This is a genomic window from Pseudomonas sp. GW821-FHT09A09 (assembly GCF_059418405.1).
The window spans coordinates 1-21,522 of record NZ_JBWKPU010000044.1 but is presented as its reverse complement, the minus strand read 5'-3'; the positions used below and the strand labels follow the sequence as shown (position 1 = coordinate 21,522).

Below are 21,522 nucleotides of genomic sequence, written 5' to 3'. Positions count from 1 at the left end.
ACATAGGCCATGCCCCACTCCACCGTGTTCAGGAATTTTTCTATGCCGACCACCGCACATGTCAGCCCCGACGACATCCGCAAAGGCTTCTCCAAGGCCATGTCCGACATGTACCGAGATGAAGTTCCACTTTACGGCGCTCTGATGGAGCTGGTGGCCGAGACCAATACCCGCGTCCTCGACCGCGAACCGGGCCTGGCGCAACAGCTGCGCCGCACCGGCGAGATCCAGCGCCTGGACATGGAACGCCACGGTGCCATCCGCCTGGGCACCGCCTATGAATTGGCCACCATCGGCCGCTTGTTTGCCGTGATGGGCATGCAGCCGGTGGGCTACTACGACCTGACGCCAGCCGGTGTGCCCGTGCATTCCACGGCCTTTCGCGCGGTGCATGAGCGTGCGCTGCAAACCAGCCCGTTCCGCGTGTTCACCTCGTTGCTGCGCCTGGAGCTGATCGAAAACCTCGAACTGCGCAGCTTCGCCGAAACCGCCCTGGCCAAGCGCTCGATCTTCACCCCTGGCGCCCTGGCCTTGATCGAGAAAGCCGAAACGCACGGCGGCCTCAACGCCGAAGACGCCGATGAGTTCATCCGCCAGGCCCTGGAAACCTTCCGCTGGCACCACACCGCGACCGTGACCGGCGCGCAGTACCAACAACTGAGCGACCAGCACCGCCTGATCGCCGATGTCGTGGCCTTCAAGGGCCCGCACATCAACCACCTCACCCCGCGCACCCTGGACATCGACCAGGTGCAGGCCGCCATGCCCGGCAAAGGCATCACCCCCAAGGCGGTGATCGAAGGCCCGCCGCGCCGTGAGTGCCCGATCCTGCTGCGCCAGACCAGCTTCAAGGCCCTGGATGAACCCATCGCCTTCACCGACGCCCAAGGCAGCCACAGCGCACGCTTCGGCGAGATCGAACAACGCGGCGTCGCGCTGACCCCCAAGGGCCGAGCGCTGTACGACCAGTTGCTGAATGCGGCGCGTGATGAACTGGGTGCTTTCCCGAACGAGGGCAACGCGGCGCGCTATATGGCATTGATGGAGCAACACTTCCAGGCCTTCCCCGACAACCATGCGCAGATGCGTGAACAGGGCCTGGCGTACTTCCGCTACTTCGCCACCGAACAGGGCGTGGCCGCCCGTGGCAACACCGACCAGCCGCGTACGTTGGAGGCGCTGATTGCGGCCGGCCACATTGATGTGGAACCGTTGGTGTACGAGGATTTCTTGCCGGTGAGCGCGGCGGGGATCTTCCAGTCCAACCTGGGGGATGCGGCGCAGAGTCACTACGCGGCCAATTCCAACCAGGTGGAATTCGAAAAGGCGCTGGGCCGTCAGACGATTGATGAATTGAAGCTGTATGGCGAAACGCAGCAGCGCTCGATAGACGAATGCGCGCGGGCGCTGCTGGCTTGAAGAAAGGTGCCCACCTGGCTCACCAGCGCAATCCTTGCGCCGCAACAGTCCCCAGAGCCAGGTGGGCGGGGCGCATCATAGAGAGTCAAAAGCGCCCTGTCCTTCAGACAATTCTGAACAAATATGTCCGCGCCGTGTAGGCGCGGACATCCCTTCAGCCCAACTGCTCCACGATCTTGTCTTTGATCAACAGCCGTTTTTTCTTCAGTTTTTCCACGTCCTCATCGCTGGCGCTGGCCGACTCTGCCTTGAGCACCTCCCCATCGGCTGCGTCGTATTGGGTGAGCAGTGAGTCCAGGCGTTTGTCGCTCGCCCTGCGTTCGTGAACGACTGACTTGCTCAACCCCAAGTCCTGATACAGGTCGTGTTTCACTGGCATGGAAAACCTCCGCACGTTGATCAATGGCCTACGCTCTTGAAGCTAGCCCATTGCAGTGGGTCTTGTCATGTTCGAGGTCAATTCCCTCCGTTCGTCGCGGCACCGGCAACGCGATCAAACCTTTGCGTCGCCCTGCCCTCCACTGTAGATCGCCACCCGAGGGAGACCGGTTTCATGACTCACGCTGCCACCGCTGTCGACACCCAATGCATCAACACGATCCGCACCCTGGCCATGGACGCCGTGCAAAAGGCCAATTCCGGCCACCCGGGCACGCCCATGGGCCTGGCGCCGGTGGGCTACACGCTGTGGAGCCGGTTCCTGCGCTACCACCCCGAGCATCCCGACTGGCCCAACCGTGACCGCTTTGTACTGTCAGTGGGGCACGCGTCGATGCTGCTGTATTCGCTGCTGCACCTGGCGGGTGTGGTGGAGATTGACGCGCACGGCAAGCGTTCCGGCCTGCCGGCGGTGAGCCTGGACGACATCAAGCAGTTCCGCCAGATGGGCTCCAAGACCCCGGGCCACCCTGAGTACCGCATGACCACCGGCGTGGAAACCACCACCGGCCCACTGGGCCAAGGCTGCGCCAACAGCGTGGGCATGGCGATGGCCGAGCGCTGGCTCGGCGAGCGCTTCAACCGCGACGGCCAGGTGCTGTTCGATTACAACGTCTACACCCTGTGCGGCGACGGCGACATGATGGAAGGCATCAGCAGCGAAGCCGCCTCCATGGCCGGGCACTTGAAGTTGGATAACCTGTGCTGGATCTACGACAACAACACCATCAGCATCGAAGGCCACACCGAGTTGGCGTTCAGTGAGCACGTGATCAAGCGCTTCCAGGCCTATGGCTGGCACACGCTGCACGTCACCGATGCCAATGACTTGCAAGCCCTGAGCACGGCGCTGCACACCTTCCAGTCGAACACCGGCGCGCCGACCCTGATCGTGGTCGACAGCGTGATCGGCTACGGCTCGCCCCACAAGCACAACACCGCCTCTGCCCACGGTGAGCCGCTGGGTGAGGAAGAAATCCGCCTGACCAAAGCCGCTTATGGCTGGCCGCAGGATTCCAGCTTCCTGGTGCCCGACGACGCGCGCACGGTATTGCGTGATGCGCTGCACGAACGTGCCGAGCCGCTGTACGCGCAATGGAACCAGGCCCTGGCCCAGCTTGAGCCGACATTGGCCGATGAACTGCAGCGCATGCGCGCCGGGGAAATGCCCGAGCAGTGGCAGGCGGGACAGCCCACGTTCGCCACAGACGCCAAAGGCGTTGCCAGCCGCGCCTCCGGTGGCGAGGTGTTGAATGCCTTCGCACAGCACATCCCCTGGTTGCTGGGGGGCTCGGCCGACCTGTCACCGTCCACCAAGACCAACCTCACCTTTGACGGTGCCGGGCGTTTCAGTGCCGACGACTACAGCGGGCGCAACCTGCACTTTGGCATCCGCGAACATGCCATGGGCGCGATTGCCAACGGCATGGCGCTGTCGTACCTGCGGCCCTACACCTCGACGTTCCTGGTGTTCAGCGACTACATGAAGCCACCGATTCGCCTGGCGGCAATCATGGAATTGCCGGTGGTGTTCGTGTTTACCCATGACTCGATTGGCGTGGGTGAGGACGGGCCGACGCACCAACCCATCGAACACCTCACGCAGTTGCGCGCCACGCCAGGGTTGCTGACCCTGCGCCCGGGCGACGCGAATGAAACCCTGGAAGTGTGGAAAGTGGCCCTGGCGCAAACCCATCGCCCCAGTTGCGTGGTGCTGTCGCGCCAGGCGCTGCCGACACTGGACCGCACGCGTTACGCGCCAGCATCCGGCGCAGCCAAGGGCGCGTATGTGTTGGCCAGTGACGACCACCCCACCGTCATCCTGATGGCGACAGGCAGCGAAGTGAGCCTTGCCGTTGCAGCGTACGAGCAGCTGAAAGCCGAAGGCATCGCCGCACGGGTAGTGTCCATGCCGAGCTGGGAGCTGTTCGAAGACCAGGACCAGGCCTACCGCGACAGCGTGCTGCCCCCTGCGATCAAGGCGCGGGTAGTGGTGGAACAGGCCGGTCCCTTGGGTTGGGACCGTTATGTCGGGCAGACCGGGGCCAAGGTGGTGATGAACAGCTTTGGCGCATCGGCACCCTTGGCCAAGTTGCAGGAGAAGTTTGGCTTCACCGTCGAAAATGTGGTGAAACAAGCCAAGCAACAGGTCCAGCAGCCCTGACCCACATTTGTAGGAGCCGGCTTGCCGGCGATGAACCCGAGGGCGCCGCGTTCTGCCTGGGGTTTCGCGTCTTCGTTAACGACCATCGCAGGCAAGCCGGCTCCCACAGAAAGCGCGCCGTTCGCTCTTGATCTACACCACTCAAGCCGGCTGTCAGGCCGCTGTGCTTTTGCTTTTGATCTTGATTTTGATCTTGGGCGCCCCGTCAAACACGCTGGCCGGAATTCGGCAGGGATTTGGGGGGTAAACCGGCAGGGATGCCGGTTTAGCCGCCCCGCGCCATGGATGGCGCGTGGCGGCGGCCCCCCAAATCACTGTCGGATTACGGGCACACCGAGCCTAGGCGAGGTGCCGAGTGTTGGGGCAAGAGCCCTTTGGTTACTTTGGGGCTTTTCCAAAGTGACCCGCCGTAAGGGCGGAACCCTAAGCCGCCGTTACCCAAAAAACGGATATGTACACAAAACAGGGCCAAACCAATGAGCCTGCTCCCCTACGCCTGGGCCAAATCCCAACGCATCCTCCTGCGCCCCACCGAAGCCGGCCACCTGCTGACCGTGTGCCCCTCAACCCCCGGCTGGTCCATCAGCGAAGTCCAACGCCAGTTCGGCCAATCCCCCATCGACCACGTACGTGACGACGAACTCGACGGCCTGCTCGCCAGCGCCTACGCCGACACCGGCAGTGCCGCCGCCGTGGTGGGCGCCGCCGAAAACGAGGTCGACCTCGACCGCCTCATGCAAGACATGCCCGAAGTCACCGACCTGCTCGACACCCAGGACGGCGCCCCGGTGATCCGCATGATCAACGCCTTGCTCACCCAGGCCGCGCGCGACGAAGCCAGTGACATCCACATCGAACCCTACGAAACCCACTCCGTGGTGCGCTACCGCGTCGACGGCACCCTGCGTGACGTGGTCTCGCCCCGCAAGGCCCTGCACGGCGCGCTGGTGTCGCGCATCAAGATCATGGCCCAACTCGATATCGCCGAAAAACGCCTGCCCCAGGACGGCCGCATTGCCCTGCGCGTGGCCGGGCGACCCATCGACATCCGGGTATCCACGGTGCCCACCGGCCATGGCGAACGCGTGGTCATGCGTCTGCTGGACAAACAAGCCGGACGCCTGCAGCTGGAAACCCTGGGCATGGAGCCGCACTTGCTGGCGCGCCTGGACACGCTGATCCGCCAACCCCACGGCATCGTGCTGGTCACCGGCCCCACCGGCAGCGGCAAGACCACCAGCCTTTACGCCGCCCTGGCGCGGCTGGATGCGAGTACCAGCAACATCCTCACCGTGGAAGACCCGGTGGAGTATGACCTGCCGGGCATCAGCCAGATCCAGGTCAACGCCAAGATCGACATGACCTTCGGCCTGGCCTTGCGCGCGATCCTGCGCCAGGACCCGGACATCATCATGATCGGTGAGATCCGCGACCTGGAAACCGCGCAAATCGCCGTGCAGGCCTCGCTCACCGGTCACCTGGTGCTGGCAACCTTGCACACCAATGACGCGGTGTCGGCGGTCAACCGGCTGATCGACATGGGCGTCGAACCGTTCCTGCTGGCCTCGTCGCTGTTGGGCGTGTTGGCCCAGCGCCTGGTGCGCCGCCTGTGCCCGCACTGCAAGCAGGAAGACCCGGCTGCGCCTGGCACTTGGCGCCCGGTGGGCTGTGCCCAGTGCAATCAGGTCGGCTACAGCGGCCGTACCGGTATCCATGAATTGTTCTGCGTCGATGACGATGTGCGCAGCCTGATCCACCAGGGCGCCGGTGAGCAGGACCTGCGCGTGGCTGCGCGCCGTGCCGGGATGTTCAGCATGCGTGAAGACGGCGAGCGCTGGGTGCGCAGCGGCACCACCGCGCCGGAAGAAATCCTGCGTGTGACACGGGACGCCTGATGAATCGCTATCGCTATGAAGCCGCCGATGCCAGCGGCAAAGTCGAGGCAGGGCATGTGGAAGCCGACAGCCAGAGCGCGGCGTTTGCCAGCTTGCGCAGCCGTGGCTTGACCGCGTTGCTGGTGCAAATCGAAGGCAACCAACAATCGGCGGCCGGCAGCAGCCTGTTCGCCGCCAAACTGTCGGACAACGACCTGGCCTGGGCCACCCGCCAGTTGGCCAGCCTGCTGGGGGCGAGCCTGCCACTGGAAGCGGCGCTGAGTGCGACCGTGGAGCAGGCCGAGAAAAAACACATCGCCCAGACCTTGAGCGCGGTGCGCGCGGATGTGCGTGGCGGCATGCGCCTGGCCGATGCGTTGGCGGCGCGGCCCCGGGATTTCCCGTCGATCTACCGGGCGCTGATCGCGGCAGGGGAGGAGTCCGGTGACCTCGCCCAGGTGATGGAGCGCCTGGCCGACTACATCGAAGAGCGCAACAACCTGCGGGGCAAGATCCTCACCGCGTTCATTTACCCGGGCGTGGTGGGGCTGGTGTCCATCGGCATCGTGATATTCCTGTTGAGCTACGTGGTGCCCCAGGTGGTCAGCGCGTTTTCCCAGGCGCGCCAGGATTTGCCGGGACTGACCCTGGCGATGCTTAACGCCAGTGACTTCATTCGCGCCTGGGGCTGGCTGTGTTTTGCCGGGATCGTCGGCAGTTTCTGGGGCTGGCGCCTGTACCTGCGCAACCCTGTGGCGCGTTTGAACTGGCACAGCCGCGTGCTGCGTTTGCCGCTGATCGGGCGCTTTGTGCTGGGCCTCAATACCGCACGGTTCGCCTCTACCCTGGCGATCCTCGGCGGCGCCGGTGTGCCGCTGTTGCGCGCACTGGAGGCGGCGCGCCAGACCTTGTCCAACGATCGCCTGAGCCAGAGCGTCAACGATGCGACGGCCAAGGTGCGTGAAGGTGTCAACCTGGCGCCGGCCCTGGCCGTGGAAAAAGTCTTCCCGCCGGTGCTGATCCACCTGATTGCCAGCGGCGAAAAAACCGGCTCGCTGCCGCCGATGCTGGAGCGTGCGGCGCAAACCCTGTCCCGCGACATCGAGCGGCGCGCCATGGGCATGACCGCGTTGCTCGAACCGCTGATGATCGTGGTGATGGGCGCGGTGGTGCTGGTGATCGTGATGGCGGTGCTGCTGCCGATCATCGAGATCAACCAACTGGTCACTTGACTGCACCGATACTGTAGGAGCCGGCTTGCCGGCGATTGCGACCTGTCTGCTCGCTCATTCGAAACGGACCCACCGCGATCGCCGGCAAGCCGGCTCCTACGGTTTTTTCCGCGGTGCCTTTTTGGCTCCCGTCGCCAAATCTCTCATCCTCGGGTTCCTCATTCCGTCATATTTTCCGGTTTACGCCGCTTCCAGCAAACCCGCCTGAAACCTCGCTGTCACCTCCCGCCAAACCGCTCAAAACGATGACCAAAACACCCGAGAATCTTTTTAAAAATCAACGCCTTTCTCCCGAGGTTTTTTCCCACAACCGTCATCGGAAACTGCGACTTTCTCTCCCATGGTTTCACCCCCCAGTCACCCCCAGTACACGGCTTGGGATTGGAGCCATGGCGTCATGCAAGAGCCATCTACCCCAAACGTACAAACACGACGAAAGGAGCTTCTTCATGTTTAAGCGCAACGTTCTCGCGGTATCCATGACCCTCGCTGCACTGTGTTCGGCCCAGGCTGCAATGGCTGACATCAACGGCGGCGGCGCTACCCTGCCACAGGCGCTGTACCAGACTTCCGGCGTACTCACCGCCGGCTTCGCTCCCTACATCGGCGTCGGCAGCGGCAACGGCAAGGCTGCCTTCCTGAACAATGACTACACCAAGTTCGTGGCCGGCGTTACTGACAAGAATGTGCACTGGGCCGGTAGCGACTCCAAGCTGACCACCGCTGAACTGTCGACCTACGCGACTGCCAAGCAACCGACCTGGGGCAAGCTGATCCAGGTGCCGTCCGTGGGCACCGCCGTGGCTATCCCGTTCAACAAGAGCGGTACTGCAGCCGTTGACCTGAGCGTCAACGAGCTGTGCGGTGTGTTCTCGGGCCGTATCGTTGACTGGAACGGCATCTCCGGTTCCGGTCGTACGGGTGCGATCAAAGTGGTTTACCGCAGCGAAAGCAGCGGCACTACCGAGCTGTTCACCCGTTTCCTCAACGCCAAGTGCGCTGAAACCGGTACCTTCAACGTCACCACCACCTTCGGCACCAGCTACACCGGTGGCCTGCCTGCCGGCGCTGTTTCTGCCACTGGCAGCCAAGGCGTGATGACTGCCCTGGCTGGCGCCGACGGCGGTATCACCTACATGAGCCCAGACTTTGCCGCGCCAACCCTGGCTGGCCTGGACGACGCTACCAAGGTTGCTCGCGTAGGCAAGGATGTCGCCGCTAACGTTCAAGGCGTTTCGCCTGCTGCTGCCAACGTATCGGCCGCCATCAACGCCGTACCGTTGCCTGCCGCTACCGACCGCGACAAACCAGACGCCTGGGTGCCAGTATTCGGTAAAGCCAACACCGCTGGTGTCGTGCCTTACCCAACGTCGGGCTACCCGATCCTGGGCTTCACCAACCTGATCTTCAGCCAGTGCTACGCCGACGCTACCCAAACCACCCAAGTGCGTGATTTCTTCACCAAGCACTACGGCGCATCGGCCAACAACGATGCCGCGATTACCGCCAATGCCTTCGTGCCGCTGCCAACCGCTTGGAAAGCCGCTATCCGCGGTAGCTTCCTGACCGCCAGCAACGCCCTGAGCATCGGCAACACCAACGTCTGCAACGGTATCGGTCGTCCGCTGTAACCCAAGCGTTCAAAGACCTGCAACACCTGATCAGCAACGGCCTGCGCCGTTGCTGATTTTTGCGTGGGTGCGGTTTTCAACCCGTTATCAGGCCTTTATGAACTTTGCATGACAGAAGTTCAGTCGCGCCCCTCGCCAACCGCCTAACTCTCATACGTGAGCCTGTCGTGCCTGATGGCCCCCGCACGAAAACAACGAAGGAAGATGCCCGATGGTCCGCTGCAAACCCCCGGTTAACCGCAAAGCCCACCCCGTGTTGCGCCTCAAGCCCCTGGCCCATGCCATTGCCTTGTTGATGGTGGCGGGCAACGCCCACGCGGCTTCGGCGTTCAGTTCCGGTTGGTTCGCGGCCAAGGGCGCGAGCCAGGCGGCGACGGCAGCCCGTACCGGTGCGGGGCAGGTGCCGGGGATTCCGTCGTTGAACCAGCAGGCGCAGGTCAACCAGCAGTTGTCGCGCTCCATCAGCACGCTCAATGCCAGTGTCGCGGCAATCGCGGCCCAACAGGCGGCGCAAGCGGCGGGGCGCCAGGCGGCGTTCGGCCAGGTGTCGAACATTCCCGACGGCCTCGGCAAGGGCGGTTTGCAAGTCGATAACAGCCTGACCCAAGGCTGGACCAACGCCAAGGGCCCGGTACAGACCCAGGCCGGCGGCAAGACCACTGTGACCATCGAGCAGACCGCCGACAAGGCGATCCTCAATTGGGAGACCTTCAACGTCGGGCGCAACACCACGGTCGATTTCCAGCAGCAGTCCAACTGGGCGGTGCTCAACCGCGTCAACGACCCCGACGCACGCCCCAGCGAGATCCAGGGCCAGATCAACGGCGCTGGCACCGTGATGATCATGAACCGCAACGGTGTGGTCTTCAGCGGCACCAGCCAGGTCAACGTGCGGAACCTGGTGGCCGCCGCCGCGACCATCACCGATGACCAGTTCACCCAGCGTGGCCTCTACGTCGACGCCACGGGCACCCAGCCGACCTTCACCGATGCAGCGGGCAAGGTCGAAGTACAGCGGGGTGCGCTGATCCAGACCCACAACCCGGCCACGTCCACCGATGCCGGGGGGTATGCCTTGCTGTTGGGTGCCGAAGTGGAAAACGCCGGCACCATCATCACGGCCAAGGGCCAGACCACCCTGGCAGCTGGCGACAGCTTCTATATTCGCAAGGGTGTCAGCACCACCGGCAATGACCGCTCCACTACCCGGGGCAACGAGGTGGCTACCAGCCTCAAAGCCGGCAGCACGGCCGGCAAAGTCACCAACAATGGGCTGATCATGGCCTCCACCGGTGACATCACCCTGACCGGGCACCAGGTGCAGCAGAACGGCGTGGCCCTGGCCAGCACCTCGGTGGATACGCGCGGCACGATCCACCTGCTCAACTCCGCCACCGACACCACCGGTAGCGTGACCCTGGGCGAGGGCAGTACTACCGCGATCCTGTTGGACAGCAGCGGCAGCACCGCCCTCGACAGCCAGAAGAACAATGGCTTGATCAAGCTCGACGGTACGCCCGCCAACCAGATCACCGGCCAGTTCAACAACCTCAGTGCTGTGGTCGACCGCACCGACCAGTCGCGCATCGAGATCGTCAGCGGCGGCACCGTGGATTTCCAGAAGGGCTCGATCACCCTGGCCACCGGTGGCCAGGTGGCGGTCAGTGCCGGGCAGCGCAGCCTGGTGCGTGATGGGGCGAAGATCGACGTGTCGGGTGCGGTCGGCGTCAAGGTGTCGATGGAATCCAACAACATCAAGATCAACGTCCAGGGCAACGAACAGCGCGATGCGCCGGTCAACCGCGACGGCGGGCAACTGATCAACAACGATGTGTGGGTCGATCTGCGTGAACTGGTGTTCGTGCCGGCCGGCACCAACGGCTATGCCACGGACCGGTGGTACACCGCCGGCGGTTTGCTGGAGGTGGGCGGCTACCTTGGCACCCAGGGGCATTCGGTGGGCGAGTGGATGGCCCAGGGCGGCACCGTGACCTTTACCGGCAAAGAAGTGGTGACCCAACAGGGCGCACAGATCAACCTGTCGGGCGGTACCGTGGATGTGCAGGCCGGGTATATCCAGCAGACCTGGCTCAAAGGCCCCGATGGGCGCTTGTATGAGTTGTCCAAGGCACCAGGGGACATCCTGTATTCCGGGTTCTACAAGGGTTTTGAGGACGCCAGCGCACGCTGGGGCCAGACGGCGTATTACTACAACCCGCTGATTGCCCCGCAACGCCGCTACGAGGCCGGTTATACCGTGGGGCGTGATGCCGGCAAGCTGGTGATCGGCACCACCAGCGCAGTGCTCGAAGGCCAGGTGATCAGCGATGTGTTCCAGGGCGATCGCCAGACCCAGGCACCGAACATCAACCTCGACGGCTACCAGCAATCCCAGAAGGCCGGGGCGCAGCGCGCGCAGTTGATCATTGGCCAGTACATCCCGATCTACAACAAGACCACTGGCACGCTGCGCTACGCCTTGGGCGCCAGCACCAATGAGGTACTGATCGACAGCAATACTCAGAAAATCGCCGATGGCCTGGACCTCGGCACCGCATTGCCGGCCGATCGCCAAGGCAAAATGGTGCTCGACAGCGACTCGCTCAACGGCCTGGAACTGGGCGCGATCAAGGTCGGTGCCAAGCAACAGATCACCGTCAACGGTGCGCTCAAGGTGGCTGACGGTGGCGACATCACGCTGTACGGCCCCGGGGTATCCATCAACGCCAACCTGACGGCCCATGGCGGCAGCATCAACGCGGGGAACATCCTCAACCAGGTCAACCTCAATTCGGGCAATACCGTCGGTGATGTGATCCTGGCGGGCAGTGGGCGGCTTGATGTGGCCACTGGGGTCAAGCTCGATGCCACCGGGCGCTGGAACAACCTGCTGCTGGACCCGAACAATCGTGACGGCGTGGCGTATGTGAACGGCGGCAAAGTGTCGTTGCGCAGCTCCGGCAATGTGAACCTCGCCGCGGGTAGCGTGGTGGACGCGTCTTCCGGCGCCACCCTGGGTGTGGATGGCAAGCTCAGCGGCGGCAAGGGCGGCGACGTGACCCTTGGTGCGCTCGGCGCCCTGGGGCTCAACGGTGAAGTTCGCGGGTATGGCGTCAACGGTGGCGGCACCCTGGCGTTGCAAGCGCGCAAGGTGCAGATCGGTGACAGTGCCACGGCGCCCGCCGCCGACACGTTGAAACTGGGCGGCGATTTCTTCAACAAGGGTTTCTCGGCCTATGACATCGCCGGCAACGAAGGGCTGTTGGTCACCGATGGCACGCGGGTGGATGTCACCACACCGGTCCTGCGGGCAGGCGAGCAGACGTCCGCCACGTCCAGTGGCAGCGACCCGGCTGCGGCCCTGGAGCGCTGGACGCCAGCGTTGTATCAAGAGGACGCGACCAAGGGCGTGCTGACCCAGCGCCGTGGCGCCAGCCTGACCCTGACGGCCGGACGGCAGGAATCGACGGCGGCCGAATTGGCCACGACCAGTCTGGTGGTAGGCCAGGGTGCGGTGATCAATGTCGACCCGGGCCAGGGCATCAACCTGCGCAGCGTCGGGCAACTGACCCTGAACGGCACCCTCAATGCCTGGGGTGGCAACGTCACTCTGGGCGGCCTCACCGCAGTCGGCTCCGAGGCAGCCAATGCGGCAGGCCATGGCCGTTCGATCTGGATTGGCGAGCAGGCGCTGATCGATGTGGCCGCCCGGGCCGTGAGCGCCGTGGACAACCGTGGCCGCTACTACGGTCAGGTACGCAATGGCGGCAAGATCAGCATCGGCGGCGACATCGACCTGGCCACCGGCATTGCCAAGGCCAGCGACTTGTTCGTGGTGGTGCGTGAAGGGGCACGCCTGGACGCTTCCGGCACCCGCGCAACCCTGGATATTCCGGGGCAGGGCCGCGTGCAGGTGGCCAGCAATGGCGGCAGCATCAGCCTGGCGTCCAACAATGGCCTGTACCTGGATGGCAGCGTTGTCGCCCGGGCTGGCGGGGCCGGTGCTGCAGGCGGCAGCCTGTCGCTGGCGCTGGAGACGCCTTACTACCTCAAGTCTGCCGTGACCGACCGGGTGCTCAACGTTCGCGAACTGGTGATCAGCCAAACCCATCAAGGCAGCGTGTTGCCGGGCACTGCCGAGGATGCGGCCGGCAACCTGGAATACGGCCACGCTCGCCTCGGGGTGGACCAGGTCCGCGCCGGTGGCTTCGACAACCTGGCCTTGCTCAGCAACGGCCTGCTGAGTTTTGACGGCGACGTCTCGCTGAACATGGGCCAGAGCCTGCGCCTGTACAGCGGCGCCATGGGCCTGAGTGAAAACGCTGCGGCCCAGTCGCGCATCAACCTGTCGGCGCCTTACCTGTTGCTGGCGGGCATCCTGGCACCGCTGGACCCGAGCAAGGACCAATACCTGCACCCGGTATTGGCCTCCAACATGTCGCAACGTGCCAGCCAAGCCGTGTTTAACGCCAGCGGCAACCTGATCGACGTGCGCGGCAACGTGCTGTTTGGCAACACGAGTGAGCTGACACGCAGCGACGCCAGCAAGGTGAGCGTTGATCGTCGTGGCTTCGATGATGTGCAACTGAACAGCCAGGGTGACCTGCGCTTCCTGGCCGGGGCCGGTGCGGATGTGATCGCACAGGGCATCAGCACGCAGTTGCTGACCCGGGGCGACCTGACCTTGCGTGCAGCGCAGCTGTACCCGACCACCGAAGTCGGCGCCAGGGTGTTGGCCGGCTACCTGAACAAGGCGGCGGCCGACGGTTCGGGCTTCAACTTCGACCCCACCCGCACCTTGACCATCGCGCGCACCGGCAACAGCAACGCAGCAGTGCCTTACTCGGCATTTGGCCGCCTGCAACTGGGCGGCCCGACCATCAAGCAGGGCGGGGTGGTGCGTGCACCGCTGGGGTTGATCGAGATCGGCAACCTGGGCACCAGCCACGTCGAATTGCTGCCCGGCAGCCTGACCTCGGTGAGCGGCAAGGGCCTGGTGCTGCCCTATGGCGGCACGGTGGATGGCCAGGTCTACAAGTACAACGGCAAGACGGTGACGTTCCTGGGCCAGGGCGCCATTCCCAACGAGAACGGCAGCCTCAATGTGGGGATTGTGCTGGGTGGTCAGACACTGAAGGTCATGCCTGACGCCACCGTGGACCTGTCCGGTGGCGGTGAGCTGCTCGGGGCCGGGTTCATTTCCGGTCGCGGCGGCTCCACAGATGCCCGCTACAACCCGTTGGTGCAGTTTGGTGCCACGGGCGGGTTTGTGTTGCCAGGGCTGGGCACCAACCCGATCTACGCGATTGTGCCGGGTGTACAACCTGGCTACGCCCCGGTGGCGCCGGAGGGCGGCGCGGTGGATCCGCTGATTGGCCAGCAGATCACCATCGGTGCCGGCGTACCGGGCCTGGCGGCAGGTACCTACACGCTGATGCCGTCCAACTATGCCTTGATGCCCGGCGCCTTCCGCGTGGAAATCAACGGCCTGGCGGGGCTGGGCAGCGACGGTTCGGCCCAGGCGTTGCGCAATGGCTCCTGGTCTACCGCCGGGCGCTTGTCCATTGCCAATACCGGCATCAGCAACAGCACGCTCAGCCAGGTAATTCTCACCTCGGCCGATACCCTGCGCCGTTACTCCCAATATAACGAAACCGGCTACGCCCAGTTTGCCGTGGCCGATGCCGCGCGGCTGGGCGTGCCCCGTGCCTTGCTGCCGGTGGACGCCAAAACCCTGCAACTGAACCTGCGCTCAGGTGCGGGCACGGACGCCTTTTCGTTCCAGGGCATCGGTCGCTTCGACGCGGCCGAGGGTGGCTATGGCGGCACTGTGGCGCTGACCAACGCCAGCCGGGGCGTTGACAAGGACATCGAAATTGTCGCGGCGGGCAAGGGCGCCACCGCGGGTTTCAGCGGCATCAGCGTGGAGGCCGACAGCCTCAATGCCCTGGGTGCTGCTCGCCTGCTGGTCGGTGGCATGACCGTGGTGATGTATGGCCAGGGCGGCAACTACATCGGCCTGACCAACGCGGCCTCAAGCTCCATCGTTTTGCGTGAGGGCGCGACGTTGGCGGCACCGGAGGTCATGCTGGCAACCACTTCCGGCAAAATTACCGTGGAACAAGGTGCGTCGATCAACACGATCGGTCGCGGCAAGGCCAGCTATGACGCCCGCGACGGTTTTGTCTACAAGCTGGCGAATGTCCTGGCAGTGTCCAACGGTTTGCTCAATATCGTTGCGTCGCCGTCCTCCAATGGCACCAGTGGCGGCATCGAGCTGGGCGGGTGCAGTGGTGCGCCATGCAGCGGGCAGACCGCGTTGTATTCCGAAGGCACGATCGTCGCGTTGACCGACAGCACCTTGCAGATGGGCGATGCAGTGCGCTACGGCACCCGCCACCTGAACCTCGGGGTGTCCAGCATCAACGTTGGCAGCCCCGAAGCCCTGGCCGACGCGGCGGCAGGCCATCGCTTGCCAGCGGGCTTGACCCTCAACCAGCAAGTACTGGAGCGCCTGCTGCGCGGCGATACCCAGTTCGGTGCGCCGGCCCTGGAGACCCTGCAACTGTCGGCGCGCGACAGCCTCAATTTCTACGGCACCACCACCCTGGATACCTATGACGCCGTGACCGGCAAGTCCCTGCTGAGCAACCTGATGCTCTCCACACCGGCGATTTATGGCGCCGGCGGGGCCAATGACGTGGCGACCATCCACACCGCCAACCTGATCTGGCAGGGCACCGATGCCGCGCCGGGCGCAGTGGTGGGCGGCGGTGCTGGCACGGGCGGCGGGCGCCTGGACATCAATGCCGAGCGCATCGAGTTCGGCTATGGGGCTTTCGCCCAACCGAGCACCACCAAGTCCTTCGACCGCCTGGCCCTGGGCTTTGCCAACGTTAACCTCACTGCCAGCGAGCGCATCACCGCCAATCACAAGGGCAGCCTGTCGGTGTACCAGAGCCAGGGCGCCTACGATGCCGTCAAGGGCTTCTCCTACAGCGGTGGCAACCTGAATATCCTCACGCCGTTGATGACGGGCGAAGCCGGTTCGGTCAACCGCATCACTGCCGGTGGCGCGATCGATGTGAGCGCTTCGGCGGGCCCGGTGGGCAAAGTCGACGGCATCGGCGCCGAGTTGTCCTTGCAGGGCGACAGCATTCGCCTGGCCACTGCGGTGGTATTGCCGAGCGGCAAGGTGACTCTGGGCGCTCGGGGTGACGTGGTGTTGACCGATGCGGCCTTGATTGACGTCGCCGGTCGCGCCATCCCGTTCAACGACCTGACCAAGTACAGCGCGGGCGGCGAAGTGCTGTTGGAAAGCCGCGCAGGAAACGTCGTGCAGGCAGCCGGTTCGACCATCGACCTGTCGGCCCGTTACAACCAGGCCGGTCGATTGCGCGCGGTGGCCGTGGACAGCGCGGCGGGGATGGTCGATCTCGCGGGCAAGATTGTTGCCGGCACCAACGGTTATTACGACGCAGGTGGCACCTTGGTGCCGTACCTGGCCGGTACGGTGGAAGTCCAGGCCCAGCGCCTGGGTGCCAGCGGTACGTTGACTGAGCAGTTCGCGGCCCTCAACCAGCGCCTCAACGCGGGCCAGGTGTTCGGGGCCCGCAGCTTCCAGCTCAAGCAGGGCGACCTGGTCATCGGCAATGACGTCAAGGCCAATACCGTCAATGTCTCGGTGGACAACGGCAGCTTGCGCGTGACCGGCCGGGTGGACGCCAGCGGCGAACGCGTGGGCGCGATCAACCTCGCCGCCAAGCAGGGCCTGACCCTGGACGGCAGCGCCGTACTCGACGCCCACGGCACGCAACTGCGGGTAGACAGCTACGGCAAGATCATCGACTCGCCCAACCGCGCCACCGTTGTGCTGAGTTCCGGTGCCGGCCAACTGACCTTGGCTGACGGCGCGCGCATCGACCTGCGTCACGGTACCGACACCACCGGCAATGACGGGCGCAGCCGTGGCACCCTGGAGTTGAACGCGCCGCGGATCATCAAACCCGACGGCACCAGCAATGACATTGCCATCGACGCCAGCGGGCACCTGAGCATCGACGGTGCGCGCTCCATAGCCCTCAACGGGATGATCACCTACGACGACGCACCCACCAAGACCGATGCCACGCCTAACGGGCAGCCTTACCAGGCCATCGACCAGGCGTACCTGGATGCCAAGCACGTGTTGAGCACCGCGTTCATCAACGCGGCCCTCGGCAACAGCAACCTGCTGCAAAACAAGCTCGCCGGGTTGAACAACGCCACCTACGGCGACACCTTCCACCTGCGTCCAGGCGTGGAAATCATCAGCAAGACGCCGGACGGCGACCTGGTGGTGCAGGGCGACCTGGACCTGTCGGGTTATCGCTACGCCAGCCTCAAGTCGACCCAGCCGCCCGAAGCCGGCAGCCTGACCCTTCGCGCCGGTGGCGACCTGAACATCTACGGCAGCATCAACGACGGCTTCGCTGCGCCATCGGAGACGGACGACGACAATGGCTGGATACTGCGTGCGGGCATCGACTACACCGGCGGTACGGTGGTGGTGCCGGGCAGTGGGGTGACCCTGGCCGATGGCACCGTGTTTCCCAAGGGGAGCACGCTGAATTTCGATCTGCAGACCAAGCCCTTGTCGTTGCCAGCGGGTACTCGCTTGCCGGTCGCGGCGACGCTCAGCCAGCCGCTGGTGCTGCCTGCCGGCACCGTGTTGTCGGCAGCTGTCCGGGATGCCTCGGGTAACGTGCTGTTCGCGGCCGGAACCTTGTTGGCCGAAAGCCAGACGCTCGCCGCCGGCAGCGTCCTGGATGCCGGCAGCCTGCTGAGCGACAGAATAAGCGTCAACGGCCTGATTTGGCCGAAGGGCGTACCGTTGGCCGCCGACGTGATCCTGGCCGTCAGCACCGTGCTGCCCCGTGGGGCGTTGCTGCCGTTTGGCACCGACGTCAAGTTGCCGGGCGGTGTGGAGTCGGTGCAACTGCGCGTTGCCGATGCCGGCCGGCAGGGCAAGAACTGGGCGATTGCGCCGATGCTGGAGGAAGGTTCGCAGTCGTGGTCGATTCGCCTGGTGGCGGGGTCCGACACCGAGGCCGCGGACAGTCGCCTGCTGCAGCCGCACCCGGTCAGTGGCAACCTGAGGTTGGCCGACAGCCATTACGGAATGTATGGGCAGGCGGCGGTGGTGTGGACCGAAGAAGGTTCTATCGGATGGTTCGGTGATGACAGCATGACAGGCCAACCTATCGACTTCGTCGGTATTGGCTACCCGGAAGTCTGCACGGATTTTCCTGAGTTCTGTTCCACCGACGGGGATGCCTATACCTTGGTTGCCGGCAGTAGCGCCCGGTTCAGCGTCATCCGTACCGGCGCAGCGGACCTGGATCTGTTGGCTGCGGGTAACCTGAGCATGGAGTCGCTGTTCGGTGTTTATACCGCTGGCAGTTCGTCCACTGGCACCTCGGCCAATGATCCTTACAACCTTAAACGCGCCTTGGGCAGCAACGGCAAGGTACTGGCCAACGCGGGGGGCAACGAAAAGCTCGTCAACGGTGGTGCCGATAGCCTGTATCGCGCGTGGTACCCGGATACGGGCGGCAACTTGCTGCTGAAAGTGGGCGGTGACCTGACGGGCAATATCACCAGCCCGGCGCAGATCAGCGGCGGGCGTCCGTTGGGTGACTTCGGGGTGGATTCCGCGAACGTGGGTAACTGGTTGTGGCGCCAGGGTAATGGCCTGAGTGGCAGCCAGGCCCAGGCGACTGCCTGGTGGATCAACTTCGGCTCCTACGTCGCCAGTCAACAGTCGGACAAGATGGTGGGGTTCACAGGCTTCGGCACCCTCGGCGGAGGCAACCTCAACGTCGATGTCGGGGGGGACGCAGGCATCCTCAACCCGGTGCCTACGGTGGCGCAGAATATCGGCCGACGTAGCGAGGGGCTGATCCTGGCCGTGGGTAGCACGGGCCGGGTCGCGGCCGATGGCAGCCTGCAACTCACCGGCGGTGGTGACTTGAACCTGCGGGTCGGCGGTGCGCTGAACCCGGCCAGCCAGGTGGTCACCGATCACCTCAATGGTGCCCTGGTGAACCTGCGCGGGCATGTGCAGATGACCGGTGGCGCACTGGGCAGCCTGACCCTGCGTTACGGCAACCAGCTCAAGGACCAGAGCCCCAGCGAAGTGCGTGCCTACGACCCGTTGCGCTCGACGTCGGCCTTGGCGGCGGGGGGCATGAGCCTGCTGCCCGGCGATGCGACCTTCAGCCTGGCCACCCGAGGCGACCTGGTGTTGCAGGATGTCGCCGACCCCGGACGCGCACCGCAGATGAACGCCCTGGCCTACGTGAACGCGGGTGTCAACGGGATTGGCCAGAGCTGGTTCAGCCTGTGGACCGACCGTACGGCGGTGGACCTGTTCTCTGCCGGGGGCAACCTCACGCCGCTGACCCAGACACTGGAAACGGATATGGCGGCGGTCTATCCCGCCACCTTGCGGGCAGTGGCCGCAAGCGGCAGCCTCTACTACGGGCGTGCATCGACGAGCGATCCCGCAACCCCGCAGCCACTCAAAGCGTTGGTGCTCGCACCCGCGGCGAAGGGGCAACTGGAACTGCTGGCCGGTGACTCGATCTATGGCGGCGACCTGACCATCAGCCGTTCCAGCGCCACCCCGCAGAGCCTGGCGACCATCCTGCACCCGGCCTTCGTGGGGTTCGGCAGCGATTTTCGCCCGGTCACTGGCAGCGGCAACCTGTCCAGCGATGGCAGCATCGCGCGCTTCGGGTTGTCGCCGCTGTTTGCCTTTGGCCCCAACACAGCCAGCATGGCCTGGGCCGAGGCCTTGGAGCCGGCACGTTTCTATGCGCGTAGCGGCGACCTGCTAGGGGTCAATAGCGGCAGGGCGATCAGTATTTATTCGTCGAACGACCCCCGGTTCGGGCAGACCTACTACGAGGGGGCCGGCCCGGTCTGGATGCAGGCAGGGCGCGATATTGTCAGCAGCGGTACGCGTTTGAGCGGGGCTATCGGCGGCGATTCGGACACCGGCTTGTACACCTTCACCGGCAACCTGTTTGTGCACACCGCACCCACTGATATTTCGGTGGTCAGCGCGGGCCGCGACATCCTCTACAGCAGCTTCAACGTGGCTGGCCCCGGCACCTTGGAGTTGACGGCCGGGCGCACTATCCAGATGGAGGACAAGGTCGGTATCAACAGCCTGGGCGCCGTCGCAGCGGGCGATACCCGACCGGGCGCCAGCATCGTCCTGCAGGCGGGCGTGGGGCCAGACGGGCCGGATTACCGTCGCTTCGTCGAGGCCTACCTCAACCCCGCCAACCTGGCGCAACCCGGTGAGTCGATACAGGCAGGCAAGGTCGCCAAGACCTACGAAAACGAACTGGTCGGCTGGCTCGTCGAGCGTTTCGGTTTTGTCGGCGACGCCGAGCAGGCGCGTGCCTACTACGCGGCGCTGCCTGCCGAACAGCAACGGGTATTTGCCCGCGATGTGTACTTCGCCGAACTCAAGGCCGCCGGCCGCGAGTACACCCAGGCGGGCGGTGCGCGCCAGGGCAGCTATGTGCGCGGCCGGGCTGCCATTGCAGCGTTGTTCCCCAGCCACGACGTGGCGGGTAACCCGATCACCTACAAAGGCGACATCACGATGTTCGGTGGTGCGGGTGTTCACACCAATTTCGGCGGTTCGATCCAGATGCTCACACCGGGTGGCAGCCAGACCTTCGGCATCGAAGGCGCGGCACCACCGGCCACGGCCGGGGTGATCACTCAGGGCGCCGGGGATATCCAGCTGTATTCCCTGGGCAGCATCCTGCTGGGCCAGAGCCGCATCATGACCACCTTCGGTGGCTCGATCATGGGCTGGACCAGCGAGGGCGACATCAACGCCGGGCGCGGCTCCAAGACCACTGTGGTGTACACGCCGCCCAAGCGTGTCTATGACAACTGGGGCAACGTGGGCCTGTCGCCGGCCGTGCCGAGTACCGGTGCGGGGATCGCCACGCTCAACCCGATCCCGGAAGTACCGGCGGGGGACATCGACCTGATCGCGCCGTTGGGCACCATCGATGCGGGCGAGGCGGGGATTCGGGTGTCCGGCAACGTCAACATCGCGGCCTTGCGTGTGGTGAACGCGGCGAATATCCAGACCCAGGGCAATTCATCCGGGGTGCCGGTTGCGGCGGCGGTGAACACCGGGGCCATGAGTTCGGCCAGTGCGGCGGGGGCGGCGGCGTCCCAGGCGGCCGAGGATGCGGCGCGTAGCCAGCAGGCGGCGGCGAAGCAGGGGCGGCCGTCGATCATGACCGTCGAAGTGTTGAGCCTGGGTACTGAACCGTTGCCGCAGGAGTCGTCGGCGAAGCCTAAAACCTCCAGCTACAACCCGGACAGTCCGGTGCAGGTGTTGGGCGCGGGGCCGTTGAGTGAACAGGCGCAGGTGCGGTTGACGGATGAGGAGCGCAGGCAGATCAGTTTGTAGGGTTTTGAAGGGCCTCTCGATGTACCTTTGGGGTGATCTTTGATTGCCCCGTTTTTTTTGGGGGATTGAGTACATATCCGTTGCTTTTGTAACGGCCGCTTATGGTTCCGCTCTTACAGCGGCTCACTTTTGAACAGCGCAAAAGTAAGCAAAACGCTCTTGCCCCAACACTCGGCACCTCGCTTAGGCTCGGTGTGCCCTCTCTCCGGCTTGAATCCGTGGGCCGCCGTCATGGGCCATCCTTGGCCCAGGACGGCTAACCCGGCGTCCTGCC

7 protein-coding genes are annotated in these 21,522 nt (G+C 64.5%); 6 read left to right on the top strand and 1 reads right to left on the bottom strand.

Going from position 1 to position 21,522, the window contains the following annotated elements; all coding sequences use genetic code 11:
• Positions 1–42 precede the first annotated feature (42 nt).
• Complete coding sequence (gene hglS, locus AC07OV_RS27070) at positions 43–1,419, top strand: 2-oxoadipate dioxygenase/decarboxylase HglS (protein WP_495093327.1); 1,377 nt, start codon at positions 43–45, stop codon at positions 1,417–1,419.
• 154 nt (positions 1,420–1,573) lie between these two features.
• Here the strand turns inward: hglS and AC07OV_RS27065 are convergent, their stop codons facing one another.
• On the bottom strand, positions 1,574–1,798 hold the full coding sequence (locus tag AC07OV_RS27065) for a DUF465 domain-containing protein (protein ID WP_494999068.1): 225 nt from the start codon (positions 1,796–1,798) through the stop codon (positions 1,574–1,576).
• A 174-nt stretch (positions 1,799–1,972) separates the two neighbouring features.
• Between AC07OV_RS27065 and tkt the strand changes: the two genes are divergently transcribed.
• From tkt to AC07OV_RS27040, 5 genes are all read left to right on the top strand, one after another.
• On the top strand, positions 1,973–4,021 hold the full coding sequence (gene tkt / locus AC07OV_RS27060; RefSeq protein ID WP_495093326.1) for a transketolase: 2,049 nt from the start codon (positions 1,973–1,975) through the stop codon (positions 4,019–4,021).
• Between the two features lie 476 nt (positions 4,022–4,497).
• The gene (gene gspE, locus AC07OV_RS27055; protein WP_495093325.1) at positions 4,498–5,916 is read left to right on the top strand and encodes a type II secretion system ATPase GspE; all 1,419 of its coding nucleotides are present in this window, start codon (positions 4,498–4,500) and stop codon (positions 5,914–5,916) included.
• Complete coding sequence (gene gspF / locus AC07OV_RS27050; RefSeq protein ID WP_495093324.1) at positions 5,916–7,127, top strand: type II secretion system inner membrane protein GspF; 1,212 nt, start codon at positions 5,916–5,918, stop codon at positions 7,125–7,127. Before gspE ends, gspF begins: the two co-directional genes overlap by 1 nt.
• Positions 7,128–7,576: 449 nt before the next feature.
• A complete protein-coding gene (locus AC07OV_RS27045) occupies positions 7,577–8,758 on the top strand; it encodes a substrate-binding domain-containing protein (RefSeq protein WP_176999068.1) in 1,182 nt (393 codons plus the stop codon).
• A 211-nt stretch (positions 8,759–8,969) separates the two neighbouring features.
• Positions 8,970–21,248 (top strand): filamentous hemagglutinin family protein, encoded by a 12,279-nt coding sequence (locus tag AC07OV_RS27040; RefSeq protein WP_495093323.1) that lies wholly within the window; start codon positions 8,970–8,972, stop codon positions 21,246–21,248.
• Positions 21,249–21,522 lie beyond the last annotated feature (274 nt).

Coding starts and splice junctions, on each gene's coding strand:
- gspE (WP_495093325.1), top strand. CDS start 4,498: ATGAGCCTGCTCCCCTACGCCTGGGCCAAATCCCAACGCATCCTCCTG.
- AC07OV_RS27045 (WP_176999068.1), top strand. CDS start 7,577: ATGTTTAAGCGCAACGTTCTCGCGGTATCCATGACCCTCGCTGCACTG.
- AC07OV_RS27040 (WP_495093323.1), top strand. CDS start 8,970: ATGGTCCGCTGCAAACCCCCGGTTAACCGCAAAGCCCACCCCGTGTTG.
- AC07OV_RS27065 (WP_494999068.1), bottom strand. CDS start 1,798: ATGCCAGTGAAACACGACCTGTATCAGGACTTGGGGTTGAGCAAGTCA.
- hglS (WP_495093327.1), top strand. CDS start 43: ATGCCGACCACCGCACATGTCAGCCCCGACGACATCCGCAAAGGCTTC.
- gspF (WP_495093324.1), top strand. CDS start 5,916: ATGAATCGCTATCGCTATGAAGCCGCCGATGCCAGCGGCAAAGTCGAG.
- tkt (WP_495093326.1), top strand. CDS start 1,973: ATGACTCACGCTGCCACCGCTGTCGACACCCAATGCATCAACACGATC.